Source organism: Mycobacterium shimoidei (assembly GCF_900417275.1).
Lineage (GTDB): Bacteria > Actinomycetota > Actinomycetes > Mycobacteriales > Mycobacteriaceae > Mycobacterium > Mycobacterium shimoidei.
Map to the genome: position 1 here is coordinate 4,717,913 of NZ_UEGW01000001.1, position 12,573 is coordinate 4,730,485.

Sequence of the window (12,573 nt, forward strand, 5' to 3'; positions counted from 1 at the left end):
TGCAATCCAGTTTAAGCCGATTGGCGCCGATCGACGGGAACTTGGCCGAACACCATCTGGTCATCGAGAGGCCGCAGCCGATGGTCGATCACGTCACGCAGGAAGTGATGGCTGACCATCCACGGGCGGCGAGTGCCGGACTTCGGCAACACATCCAAAGCACGTAACACGTAGCCCGCCTGCAGATTGAACGTCGGCTGCTCGGGCATCTCGGTGTCGCCCAGATGCGGATAAGCGTGGGTGTAACCATGAGCCTGCATGTATTCCAACAGCTTTGCGACCGACTGCGCAGTCATGTCAGCGCCCAGGGTCCACGACGCATTCGTGTAACCCACCGACCACGCCAGATTCGGCACATCGTCGAGCATGTGTCGCCGGTAGACGAAACGGTCATGCGGGTTGATCTTTTCACCGTCAAGGCTGACAGCGATGCCTCCCAGCGCCTGCAATTGCAGCCCGGTCGCGGTGACGATGACATCGGCGTCGAGGCGTTGCCCGGACTTCAATGCGATGCCGCGGGCATCGACCCGGTCGATATGGTCGGTGACGACGTCGACGCTGCCGTTTCTGATCGCGCTGTAGAGGTCAGCGTCGACGATGAAGCACAGCCGTTGATCCCACGGGTTGTACGGCGGTTTGAAATGGGTATCGATGTCGTAGCCGGCCGGCAGGTTGCGCTCGGCGGTGCGTCGCAGCCGTCGCTTGACGAATTCCGGTGCCCGACGCGACACCTCCCACAGCACCACACCCACAAGCGCGTTGCGCCAGCGGACTATCCAGTGAGCTACCTTGAGCGGCAATAGCTTTCGTAGTGCAACAGCGGTCGGCTCCACTTTCGGAGCCGAGATCATGTACGACGGTGTGCGCTGCAGCATCGTCACGTGATCCGCTTGTTGTGCCAGCGTCGGGATCAGGCTGACCGCGGTCGCGCCGCTGCCGATCACCACGACGCGTTTGCCGGTGCAGTCGAGCGACTCCGGCCAATGCTGCGGATGCACCACCTCGCCGGCAAAGCTTTCGATGCCGGGAAATGCCGGTTGGTACGGGTTGTCGTAGTCGTAATAGCCGGTGGCGAAGAACACGAATCGGCACCGGAAGGTCTGGTCTTCGCCGTGCTGTTGGGCGCACACGGTCCAGGTGTCGGTGGCGGAGTCCCAGTCGACGGAACGCACATGGGTGTTGAACCGGATGTGCTCGGCGATGTGATGCTTGCGCGCCGTGTCCTGCAGGTACTGCCAAATGTGTGGGCCGTCGACGATCATCTCTGGCCGGGTCCACGGCTCCCACGGGAAGCACAGCGTGTAGATGTCGCTGTCCGACCGCACCCCGGGGTAGCGGAACAGGTCCCAGGTGCCGCCGAGGTTTTCGCGCCTTTCCAGGATCGCGAACCGAAGCTGCGGGTTGCGCTCCCGAATCCGGTAGGCGGCGCCGATGCCCGATATCCCGGCGCCGATGATCAGCACGTCGAAGAAGGGATCCATGGCCCAAGCTCCTCTCGAGTACCTACAGACTAGGTTCAATTTGTCCGGCTCCTCAGCAGGCCCTCTCGGGCCGCATCGTCGCCGGACGGTTGAGGTCGACGGAAGGAGCGCGATGCGGGCGGTACAGGTATCCCGGTTGGATGGTCCGGAAGCAGTGCAGGTGGTCGACGTCGACGAGCCGGGCGGCGACGACCTGGTCGTCATCGACGTCTACGCGGCAGGTGTCGCGTTTCCCGACGTGCTGCTGACCCGCGGGCTTTACCAGCACAAACCGGACGTGCCGTTTGTCCTCGGCGGTGAGGCCGCCGGCGTCGTGCGCAGCGCACCGGCCGGCGCGCAGGTCAAAGCGGGCGACCGGGTGGCCGTGCTGACCATGTTGAGCGGCGGCATGGCCGAAGTCATCGCCCTGCCCGCCGATCGGGTGTTCCCACTGCCCGACACGGTGTCGTTCGAGGCCGGCGCCGGCCTGTTGTTCAACGACCTGACCGTGCATTTTGCGCTCACCGAACGCGGCCGGCTGGCCGCCGGCGAATCGGTGCTGGTGCACGGCGCGGCCGGGGGTATCGGAACCTCGGCGCTGCGGATAGCACCGGCGTTGGGCGCTAAACGGACTATCGCGGTGGTCAGCACGCAGGAGAAAGCCGAGATCGCCACCGCCGCCGGTGCCACCGATGTGGTGCTCGCCAACGGGTTCAAGGACGCCGTCCGCGAGCTGACCGGCGGGCGCGGGGTGGACATCGTGGTGGACCCGGTCGGCGGCGATCGGGTGACGGATTCGTTGCGGTCGCTGGCGCAAGGCGGCCGGCTGCTGGTCATCGGTTTCACCGGCGGCGACATTCCGACGGTGAAGCTAAACCGGTTGCTGCTCAACAACCTCGACGCGGTCGGCGTCGGCTGGGGTGCCTGGGCGATGACGCATCCAGGTTCGCTGTCGCAGCAGTGGTCGGAGCTTCAAGCGCTGCTGGCGTCGGGGGCGGTCCCACCGCCGCAGCCGGAGGTTTACCCGCTGGAGCGCGCCGGTGAGGCGATCGCGGCGCTGGAAAACCGCACCGCCAAAGGCAAGGTCGTGCTGCGGATACGCGATTGACACGGCCGCAGGTCGCCGACCTCCTCTAGCATCGAGGTCGGGTCGGGATGACGCTTTGGAGCGAAGATGAAGCTCATCAAATTGATCTTGGGTGCCGCCGCGCTGACTGCGTACGCGTTGCTGGGCGTGCCTGCGCCCGACGTTTCGGCGCAGCCGTGCCCTGACGTCGAGCTGGTGTTCGCCCGCGGCTCCGGTGAGCCACCAGGTGTCGGCGGAGTGGGCCAGGCGTTCGTCGACGCGCTCACCGCGCGGGCCGGCGAGCGGTCGGTCGCGGTGTACCCGGTCAACTACGCCGCCAGCACCGATTTCGGCGGCGGTGTCGACTTCGCCAGAACCTTCGTCGACGGCCTTCGCGACGCCGGTGGCCACATGCAGGCCACGGCGGCCAACTGCCCCAACACCAGGATTGTGCTCGGCGGGTATTCGCAGGGCGCCGCGTTGGCGGGCTTCGTCACCTCGGCGGCCATCCCGAAGGAGGTGCCCGCCGCATATGTGTCGTACCTGCCGCAGCCACTGCCGCCCTCGGTGGCCAACCACGTCGCCGCGGTGATCCTGTTCGGCAGGCCGTCGAACCAGTTCCTGACCGAGAGCGGTGCGCCGCCGATCAGGATCGGCCCGCAGTATGCGGATAAGACCCTCGACTTGTGCGCCGCCGGTGACACCATCTGTAACGGCGCTACGGCTGCGCCACCGACGATCGCCCACGTGGGGTACCTGACGAACGGCATGGAGGGACAGGCGGCCGATTACGCCGTCAGCCGGCTGTAGTCACCGCTGCAGAACAGGCCATCACCACGCCATTTCGCACCTATCCTCGGTGGCAGGCACCACCGACCGAGCAGGAGCGGCAATGAACATCATTCGCAACATCAATAAGCGCGTGCTTGCGGTCGGCGCGGCCGCCGCGGTAGCGGTGCCGGCGATGTTGTTGGGGGGCTGGAGAACCGCACAGGCAACCAACCCGGTTTATTTCACCAACACCGATGGCTCGATGCAGGTCATCTACGGCGGCGGGGGGCTTGCCTTGTCGGTGACCGTTGTCGATACGACCAACCCGCCAGGAGCAACGCAACTGTGTCACTACCACTCGGTGGGCGTGATGAATACTTTGCCGTTTCCATACGATGCCGACGTCTGGGTGACGGGGCCAACCCCGTCGAACCCCGTGACAATCTTGCTTCCCTCGCCCGGCGCGAAGTACAGCGTCAACGTGACCTGCCTCGGGACAGGCAATTCAGCTGCCTACTCTCCGGTGATTTTCTAAGGGCCGAATGGCGCGAGTGTCATGCCCGCGCGACAGCCTCCTTGCCGATGCCGGCCGCCGCGTAGATTTGATCTTCGTCGAGAGTTTCATGCTCAAGGAGCTGAGCGACGATGCTGTCGAGCCGATTCCTGTTCTCACGCAATAAGTTTCGGGCTTCCTCATAGCATTGCTCGATGAGCCGGCGAACTTCTTCGTCGACGCTGCCCAGCATCTTGTCGGAGATCCCGGCCATGCGCGGGTCCCCCTCTTTCGGCAGCACCGACACCGGGCCGATCTGCTCGGACATGCCCCATCGGCCGACCATGCTGCGGGCGATGTTGCTGGCGTTCTCCAGGTCGCTCTCCGACCCGGTGGTCACCACACCGAAGACTTCCTCTTCGGCCGCCATGCCGCCCAGCGCCCCGATGATGCGTCCGCGCAGGTATTCGGCGGTGTAGCCGTATCGGTCCTCCTCGGGGGTGGACAGGGTGACACCGAGCGCGTGGCCGCGCGGAATGATCGACACCTTCCGGACCGGGTCGGCACCGGGCTGCAACAAGCCCAGCAACGCATGACCGGCCTCGTGATAGGCGGTGCGGCGGCGTTCTTCTTCGGGCAACACCACATGGCGCGCGATGCCCAGCTGCACCTTCTCCAGAGCGTCGGTCAGGTCGCGGTCGCTCACCTGGCTTTGACCCTTGCGGGCCGCGGCCAGCGCCGCCTCGTTGACCAGATTCGCCAAGTCAGCGCCGGTCATACCGGGGGTCATCGCGGCGAGCCGGTCGAGGTCCACATCGTCGGCCAGCGGCACCTTACGGGTGTGGACCCCCAAGATTGCGGCCCGCCCCGTCCGGTCGGGGGGATTGACCACGATCGTGCGGTCGAAGCGTCCCGGCCGCAGCAGCGCAGCGTCCAGCACATCGGGCCGGTTCGTCGCCGCGAGCACCACTACACCCTCGGAACCGGTGAAACCGTCCATTTCGGTGAGGATCTGGTTGAGCGTCTGTTCGCGTTCGTCGTGGCCGCCAGCCGCAAGCGCACTGCTGCGGGAGCGACCGATGGTGTCGATCTCGTCGATGAAGATGATCGACGGGGCGACCTTGCGTGCCTCCTCGAACAGCTCCCGAACCCGGGATGCCCCGACACCGACGATCATCTCGATGAACTCCGAGCCGCTGGCAGAAAAGAACGGCACGTTGGCCTCGCCGGCGGTGGCCCGCGCCAACAGCGTCTTTCCGGTGCCGGGTGGACCTGTCAACAGCACGCCCTTGGGCGCGCGCGCCCCCAGCCTCCGATACTTGTCGGGATCGCGCAGGTAGTCGACCACCTCACTGATCTCGGCCTTGACCTCATCGATGCCGGCGACGTCGGCGAAGGTCACCCGCACGGATTCGGGGTCGACGGGCTTGCGTTTCTCACGCCCGAACCCGCCCAGCATGCCGCCCATGCCGCCCAGCGCCTTCTGGCTGCGCTTGAACAGCCAATACCAGAAGCCGAACAGCAACAAGATCGGGGCCACTGAGATCAGCAGATTCCACAGCACACCCCGCTCCTGGGTCAGCGGCTTGGCCGAAACCGTTGCGTCGCCCTGCTTCAGCTGCGCCAGCAGATCGTCTTGGGCGAAAGTTGGCCGTTCGGTGGTGAATCGCTTGTACGTCTTCGGATTCTCAGCCGAAGCAGGTTGACCCGGCACCGGCCTGGGTTGGCGCAGTTCGCCTTCGATGGTGCTGCCGTGGGCGAACACCTCAGCGACATTGTGTTGGGCGACCTCCGCAGTGAAATCGGTGTAGGGCACCTTCGTCGGCTCGCTCAAAGAATCCTGAGCGGACAACAACCCGAAGACAGCGAGATAGCCGAGACCGACATAGATCAGCACCCGCCACCATGGCGGACGCTTGGGACCGCCCCCGTCGTCTTGGGCCGGTAGTCCCTCGGTGCGCCATGGTTTGGGCTCCGCCCGCTTCGGCGGCGCTGGCGGGGCGCCCTTGCGGTCGTCATCCGATGACGGTCGGCGGTTCATCTCAGCCATACCCGACAACTATTGCGCAAAGTGGTCCTTGCCGTAGCAGCTGTTGTCGACTGGTTACAGAAGTCTTCTAACGTCTAATGAGAATCACTGAAAATTTCACCCGCGGTTGCGCTGGCCGACCCCGCGGGCGGATCGGGTGTGACCACTCGGAGCTGCTCCCCAATGTTGCAGGCACGGAAATTTTTCGGATACATCTGGTCCCGCTGAGGTCGGCTGGGGATTGGCTCACCGGCAGTGGGCAATGCCAAACATCGGTGGCGATCTGTGAATGTCAAAACGGCCCCCGGATGTTTCCGGGGGCCGCTCGATTGGTAGCGGGGACAGGATTCGAACCTGCGACCTCTGGGTTATGAGCCCAGCGAGCTACCGAGCTGCTCCACCCCGCGACGGGTATCTACCAGATTACCGAACACCGACGAGGCGGCCAAATTGCGGGTTGAGCAGCCGCCGGCCGCCGTCGACGTCAGTGCGAAGGCGGATTCAGCCCATAACGCTGCCTGATGTCGTCCATCCAGTCCGGCGAGCCGTAGGTGAGCCCGTACTTGTCTGCCAATTGCCCAAATTCGGGTAGCTCGTGCAGCACCTTGCCGAGAGGATCATTCGCGTGCTCTAGGAGCAACTCACCGAGCTCACGGAAGTAGTTCTCGAATCCACCCGGAGTGATGATCTCGACGATGCGACCAGGTTCGCTGCCGGCATTCCACATCGCGTGCATCTGCCCGCGCGGCTTGGTGATGTAACCGCCGGGTCCGAGGACGACTTCACTGTCGTCGGAACGGAAGCCGATCTCGCCCGCCACCACGATGGAATGCTCGTCCTCGCGGGTGTGCCGGTGCGCCGCAGTTAGGAGTCCGACTTCAAATGGATGCTCGACGATGGACACTTCGCCGCCGTTCGTCCGGCTGGATAGCTTGAACACCGCCCCAAACCCCGGAAGCGCTACGTATTCTCCTTCGCCGGGCTGCACCACCGTCACCGGGATCTGATTCATATCGACCACTGGTGGTACCTCCTCGTATTGCCCTTGTCTTGGTCGATTCTGCGGCCCTACGCCCCTAACGCACCGGCACCATTCAGCCGCATTTCCCACACAATCTGCCACCTTCGACGGTGTATCGAGCAGTCGTCGTCCGACACTCGCCGGTCGAGCGGCCGTTGATTGACTACTTGGCGGTGTCGAACTTGGTGATCGCGTCGTCGAGCCGTTGCAAAGCAGCGCCGTAAGCGGCGAAGTCGCCCTTCTTCTGGGCCTCGCGCGCGGCGTTGATCGCCGCCTGAAGTTCCTTGAGCGCGGCGGCTTTTGCCGGGGACAAGGTCGTCGCGCCGTTGGGGGCCGGCGGAGTCGCGGCGGCGGCCGGCGGCGGAGACGTCGGCGCCGCGTCCGCCGGAGCCGGCGTTCCGGCTGGCGGACTGGCGGGTGCCCCGCCATCGGTGGGCGCGATCCCGGCTGCGGTGGCGCCGGCACCGGGCCCGAAGAGTCCGGTGAGCGCGTCGCTGACGGTGGGGCCATACCCGATCTTGTCGTTGTACATCATCGCCACCCGGATCAGCCGCGGATACGATGACGCGGCGTCACTGGCACCCGGGGAGGCATACACCGGCTCGACGTAGAGCAAACCTCCTTCAGCCACCGGCAAGGTGAGCAGATTGCCCCAACGAATACGGTTCTGGTTGTCGCGACCGATGACACCGAGGTCCTGCGACACCGCGGTGTCGGTGGTTATCGCATTGTTGGCCAATTTGGGTCCGTTGACCTGGCCGGGAATAGTCAGCACGGTGATCTTGCCGTACGTCGCCGGATCAGAGCTGGCGCTGATGTAGGCGGCCAGGTAATCGCGCTTGAACCGGTTCATCGCGCTGGTCAGCTGGAAGGACGGCGAACTATCGTCCGTAACAAGGTTTTTCGCGACGATGTAGTACGGAGGCTGGTAGCTGCTGGCGGTCGGATTCGGATCCAGCGGCACGTCCCAGAAATCCGACGTGGAGAAGAACGTCACGGGGTCGTTGACGTGGTATTTGGCGAGCAGCATCCGCTGCACCTTGAACAGATCCTCGGGATAACGCAGATGCTCGGCGAGCTCGTGGCTGATGTCGCTCTTGGGCTTCACGGTGCCCGGAAACACCTTCATCCACGCTTTGAGCACCGGGTCCTGCTCGTCCTGCTGATAGAGGGTCACGGTTCCGTCGTACGCATCGACGGTGGCCTTCACCGAGTTGCGGATATAAGAGACCTGCTTGTCCGGCGCCAACCGGTTGAACGCAACTTCGTTGGAGTCGGCGGTGGCCGACGACAATGACGTCAGCTCCGAATACGGATAATTGTCCAGCGTGGTGTAGGCATCGATGATCCACACCAGGCGCTTGTTGACGACGGCCGGGTACACCGAGCTGTCGGTGGTCAACCACGGCGCCACCGCTTCGACCCGCTGCGACGGGTCGCGGTTGAAAAGAATCTTGCTGTTCGAGCCGATAACGTTGGAGAACAAGAAGTTTCGTTCAGCGAACTTAGCGGCGAACACGCTTCGCGAAAGCCAGCTGCCGATCGGGACCCCGCCGGCGCCGGTATAGGTGTAGTTCTTGGTTTCGGTGCTGGTCTCGTAGTCGTATTCGCGGTCGGGGCCGTTCTTTCCGACGATCGCATAGTCGGCAGGAGTGTTGGAGATGACCGGGCCGAAGTACACCCGCGGCTGGTCCAGCTGGGCCGGACCGTTAGACACCACCCTGCCGTTGGCGCCGACGACATTGACCAGAAATTCCGGATAGCCACCGTTTTGGTTGGGGTCGTTGGCGATACCGCGCACGGTGTTGGCCGGTGAGGCCACAAACCCGTTGCCGTGGGTGTAGACGGTGTGCCGGTTGATCCAATCGCGCTGGTTGTCGATCAGACGGTCGGGGTTGAGTTCTCGCGCGGCGACGACGTAGTCGCGCAGGTTGCCGTCGCGGTCGAGGTAGCGGTCGATGGATAGCTGATCGGGGAAGAAGTAGAAGTTCTTGCCCTGCTGGAACTGGGTGAAGGCCGGGCTGACGATCGTGGGGTCGAGCAGCCGGATGTTCGACGTGGTGGCGCGGTCGGCGGCGACCTGCTCGGCGGTTGCCCGCGAGTCGCCGCTGTAGTTGCGGTAGGTCACCACGTCATCGGTCAGCCCGTAGGCTTGTCTCGTGGCGGTGATACTGCGACTGATGTATTCGCTTTCCTTCTGCGCCGCATTGGGTTTGACGCTGATCTGCTCGACGATCAACGGCCAGGCGGCCCCCACAATCAGCGAGGACAGCAGCAGCAACACCAGGCCGATCGCGGGGATCCGCAAGTCCCGCAGCACAATCGCCGAGAAAACCGCGGCGGCGCAAATCAACGCAATTGCCAGCAGGATCAGCTTAGCCGGCAGCACTGCGTTGATATCGGTATAGCCGGCGCCGGTGAATGGCTTACCGGCTCGAGTGTGCGAGAGCAACTCGTAGCGATCCAGCCAGTAGGCCACCGCCTTGAGCAGCACCAGCGCACCCGCCAGGCTGATCAACTGGATTCGCGCCGAACGGCTCAGCGCACCGGTACGACCTGACAGCCGAATTCCGCCGAAGATGTAGTGCACCAACAGATTTCCGACGAATGCCAGGAACAACGCTACAAATAGGTAGCCGACCACCAGCCGGTAGAACGGCAGCTCGAAGGCGTAGAAGCCGAGGTCTTTGCCGAATTGCGGGTCGCGGACGCCGAACTGACCGCCATGCAGGAACAACTGGACCCGCACCCAGTAGGTTTGCGCGATGATTCCGGCCAGCAGGCCGAGCGCGGCCGGAATTCCAATGCCCACCAGGCGCAACCTCGACATCACCATGGTGCGATAGCGCGCCACCGGATCGTTGCCGTTGCTGGGCACGAATACCGGCCGGGTGCGGTAGGCCAACGCCAACCCGCCGAACACGATCCCGCCGACCAGCAGACCCCCGATCAAAAACACCACCAGGCGGGTGAACAGCACGGTGGTGAACACCGACCGGTAGCCGAGTTCGCCGAACCACAGCCAGTCGACGTAGGCGTCGATCAGCCGGGGGCCGACCAGCAGCAGCACGATCACGGCCAGGGCGATCGCAATCAGCGTCCGGCTGCGCCGGGTAAGTTTCGGCATTCTGGCGGTGGGCCGCATCCCCACTAGTTACGCTCCCTGGACGTCGTCAACTGTGTCGATGTCATAACTGTACGCACCTCGGCTGATTGCCCGGCTTCTCCTCAGCAGCTCGGCGGCTCGCCGCCCGAAGCGACGGTGTGCAGCGCATCTACCGCCTGCCCCAGCGTTTCGACCTTCACGAGCTGCAACCCGGCCAGCTTGTCTGAATTGGCCTCGTAACAGTTCTTGGCCGGCACCAAAAACACCGTCGCGCCAGCCGCCCGGGCGGCGATCATCTTGTGGACGACGCCCCCGATGGGGCCGACTTTGCCCTCGGCGGTGATGGTGCCCGTACCGGCGACGAACTTTTCGCCGGTCAGATCGCCGGTGGTGAGCTTGTCGATGACCGCCAAGCTGAACATCAGTCCGGCCGAAGGTCCGCCCACATTGGCGAGGTTGAAATCGATGGCGAACGGCGCCCACGGCGCATCGAGGACCCCGACGCCGAGGAACCCGTAATCGCGGTCGGGGTTAGAGCCCAGGGTGATCCGCGCGACTCCGGGCGGCGCGTTCTTACGACGGAAGTCGACCGTGACCGATTGGCCGGGCTTGGTTTTTTTCAACAGCGAGGTGAACTGCTCCACATTGGCCACCCGGGTGCCGTTGACCGCGTCGAGAGCATCCCCGACCTCCAGCTGACCCTTCGACGGTCCAGGGTCGCTGACAGTCGCGACCGTCACCGCCGGCGGATATTTCAAATACCCCAGCGCCGCGTAGGCCGCACTGTCCTCGGACTGCTTGAAATCGGCGTTGTTGTCCTTGTCGATCTGGTCGCGCGACTTTCCGGGCGGATACACCAGGTCGCGCGGCACGAGCTGCTCCTGCCCCGATAGCCACAGCGTCAGCGCCTCCCCCAGGCTCAGGCCGTCGCGCTGAGACACCGTCGTCATGTTCAGGTGACCCGTCGTCGGGTGCGTCGGGGCGCCCTCGATTTCGACTACCTGCTTGCCGTCGACCTCGCCGAGGGTGTCGAACGTCGGGCCAGGCCCAAGAGACACAAACGGCACCGTCACCACCGCCAGCAGCACACCGAACACCACGATCGGCACCAACGCGACGATCAGCGTCAGAATCCGCCTGTTCACGTCGCTAACCCTAACCGGACCCAAGTCTCGGGCCGGTTCACTCAGAGCGTTACGGCAGATTACCCGCGCCGTCTCCGTGATGAGTACCGTTGAGGTATGGCTGACCTGCCGTTCGGGTTCTCCGCCGGAGACGACCCTGACCGCGAAAAACGCGGTGACGACGACCCGGCCCCCTTTGGCGCGTCCGGGTTCGGCGGCGATTTCGACATGGCCGACCTGGGTCAGATCTTCACCCGGCTCGGACAGATGTTCAGCGGCGCCGGCACGGTGATGGCGTCCGGCCAGCAATCTGGTCCGGTCAACTACGAACTGGCGCGACAGCTTGCCTCCAGCTCGATCGGCTTCGTGGCGCCGATCCCCGAGGCCACCCGCACGGCCATCGCGGATGCCGTGCACCTGGCCGAGACCTGGCTGGACGGAGCGACCGCGCTGCCCGCGGGCACCACCAAAGCCGTCGCCTGGACCCCCAACGACTGGGTCGAGAACACGCTGGAAACCTGGAAGCGGTTGTGCGACCCGATGGCTCAGCAGATCGCCACGGTGTGGGCGTCAGCGCTGCCCGAGGAAGCCAAAAACATGGCCGGTCCGCTGCTGCAAGTGATGTCGCAGATGGGCGGCATGGCGTTCGGCTCACAGCTGGGCCAGGCGCTGGCTCGGTTGGCCCGCGAGGTGCTGACATCCACCGATATCGGTCTGCCATTGGGGCCCAAGGGAATCGCCGCGCTGCTGCCCGAAGCCGTGGAATCTTTCGCCAAGGGCCTCGAGCAACCCCGCAGCGAGATCCTCACTTTCCTGGCGGCCCGCGAGGCCGCCCACCACCGGTTGTTCAGTCACGTCCCGTGGCTGGCCAGTCAGCTGCTTGGCGCCGTGGAGGCCTACGCCAAGGGCATGAAGATCGATATGGTCGGAATCGAAGAATTGGCAAGGGATTTCAACCCCGCGTCGCTGACCGACCCGTCGGCCGTCGAAGAGCTGTTGAACCAGGGGGTGTTCGAGCCCAAGGCGACACCCGAGCAGACCCAGGCCCTCGAGCGGCTCGAGACGTTGCTGGCGTTGATCGAGGGCTGGGTGGAAACCGTGGTGACCGCGGCGCTGGGTGACCGCATCCCGGGCACCGCCGCGCTCGCCGAGACATTGCGCCGGCGTCGCGCCACCGGTGGGCCCGCCGAGCAGACGTTCGCCACGCTGGTCGGTTTGGAGCTGCGGCCACGCAAACTGCGGGAGGCCGCCGCGCTGTGGCAGCGCCTGACGCAGGCCGCAGGGGTCGACGCGCGCGACGCGGTGTGGCAGCACCCCGATCTGCTTCCCGAGGCTGAGGATCTCGACGAGCCCGCCGGCTTCATCGACCGGGTGATCGGTGGCGACACCAGCGGCATCGACGAGGTGATCGCCCAACTCGAACGCGACGCCGATCCGGGCCCCGACGGCCCTGTGGATAACTGAGCTGAAGACCCGCGCGGCGCGTGGCACAGTCCGACTGTG

Annotated in this window: 9 protein-coding genes and 1 tRNA gene; 4 read left to right on the top strand and 6 right to left on the bottom strand. The window is 64.7% G+C overall.

Annotation, left to right across the window (positions count from 1 at the left end; translation table 11 throughout):
- Positions 1-11: 11 nt before the first annotated feature.
- Complete coding sequence (locus MSP7336_RS22900; protein WP_069396538.1) at positions 12-1,481, bottom strand: flavin-containing monooxygenase; 1,470 nt, start codon at positions 1,479-1,481, stop codon at positions 12-14.
- 112 nt (positions 1,482-1,593) lie between these two features.
- Between MSP7336_RS22900 and MSP7336_RS22905 the strand changes: the two genes are divergently transcribed.
- The 3 genes from MSP7336_RS22905 to MSP7336_RS22915 all read left to right on the top strand — a co-directional run bounded on the left by MSP7336_RS22905 (position 1,594) and on the right by MSP7336_RS22915 (position 3,832).
- Positions 1,594-2,568 (top strand): NADPH:quinone oxidoreductase family protein, encoded by a 975-nt coding sequence (locus MSP7336_RS22905; protein WP_069396539.1) that lies wholly within the window; start codon positions 1,594-1,596, stop codon positions 2,566-2,568.
- Positions 2,569-2,634: 66 nt separating this feature from the next.
- Positions 2,635-3,336: a cutinase family protein gene (locus MSP7336_RS22910; RefSeq protein WP_069396540.1), complete on the top strand. Its 702-nt coding sequence runs from the start codon at positions 2,635-2,637 to the stop codon at positions 3,334-3,336.
- Positions 3,337-3,418: 82 nt separating this feature from the next.
- Positions 3,419-3,832 (top strand): hypothetical protein, encoded by a 414-nt coding sequence (locus tag MSP7336_RS22915; RefSeq protein WP_069396541.1) that lies wholly within the window; start codon positions 3,419-3,421, stop codon positions 3,830-3,832.
- Between the two features lie 19 nt (positions 3,833-3,851).
- Here MSP7336_RS22915 and ftsH read toward each other — a convergent pair whose 3' ends face one another.
- The 5 genes from ftsH to MSP7336_RS22940 all read right to left on the bottom strand — a co-directional run bounded on the left by ftsH (position 3,852) and on the right by MSP7336_RS22940 (position 11,091).
- Positions 3,852-5,840 (bottom strand): ATP-dependent zinc metalloprotease FtsH, encoded by a 1,989-nt coding sequence (gene ftsH, locus MSP7336_RS22920; protein WP_069396542.1) that lies wholly within the window; start codon positions 5,838-5,840, stop codon positions 3,852-3,854.
- A gap of 309 nt (positions 5,841-6,149) precedes the next feature.
- Positions 6,150-6,226: transfer RNA gene (locus tag MSP7336_RS22925), tRNA-Met, on the bottom strand.
- Positions 6,227-6,303: 77 nt separating this feature from the next.
- On the bottom strand, positions 6,304-6,831 hold the full coding sequence (locus MSP7336_RS22930; protein WP_069396596.1) for a cupin domain-containing protein: 528 nt from the start codon (positions 6,829-6,831) through the stop codon (positions 6,304-6,306).
- 172 nt (positions 6,832-7,003) lie between these two features.
- The gene (locus MSP7336_RS22935) at positions 7,004-9,991 is read right to left on the bottom strand and encodes a UPF0182 family protein (RefSeq protein WP_113964682.1); all 2,988 of its coding nucleotides are present in this window, start codon (positions 9,989-9,991) and stop codon (positions 7,004-7,006) included.
- A 77-nt stretch (positions 9,992-10,068) separates the two neighbouring features.
- Positions 10,069-11,091 (bottom strand): YlbL family protein, encoded by a 1,023-nt coding sequence (locus MSP7336_RS22940; protein WP_069396544.1) that lies wholly within the window; start codon positions 11,089-11,091, stop codon positions 10,069-10,071.
- Positions 11,092-11,187: 96 nt separating this feature from the next.
- Here MSP7336_RS22940 and MSP7336_RS22945 point away from each other — a divergent pair, with 96 nt between their 5' ends.
- Positions 11,188-12,534, top strand: coding sequence for a zinc-dependent metalloprotease (locus tag MSP7336_RS22945; protein ID WP_069396545.1), 1,347 nt, complete (start codon positions 11,188-11,190; stop codon positions 12,532-12,534).
- The last annotated feature ends 39 nt before the right edge of the window (positions 12,535-12,573 follow it).

Coding starts and splice junctions, on each gene's coding strand:
- MSP7336_RS22900 (WP_069396538.1), bottom strand. CDS start 1,481: ATGGATCCCTTCTTCGACGTGCTGATCATCGGCGCCGGGATATCGGGC.
- MSP7336_RS22905 (WP_069396539.1), top strand. CDS start 1,594: ATGCGGGCGGTACAGGTATCCCGGTTGGATGGTCCGGAAGCAGTGCAG.
- MSP7336_RS22910 (WP_069396540.1), top strand. CDS start 2,635: ATGAAGCTCATCAAATTGATCTTGGGTGCCGCCGCGCTGACTGCGTAC.
- MSP7336_RS22915 (WP_069396541.1), top strand. CDS start 3,419: ATGAACATCATTCGCAACATCAATAAGCGCGTGCTTGCGGTCGGCGCG.
- ftsH (WP_069396542.1), bottom strand. CDS start 5,840: ATGGCTGAGATGAACCGCCGACCGTCATCGGATGACGACCGCAAGGGC.
- MSP7336_RS22930 (WP_069396596.1), bottom strand. CDS start 6,831: ATGAATCAGATCCCGGTGACGGTGGTGCAGCCCGGCGAAGGAGAATAC.
- MSP7336_RS22945 (WP_069396545.1), top strand. CDS start 11,188: ATGGCTGACCTGCCGTTCGGGTTCTCCGCCGGAGACGACCCTGACCGC.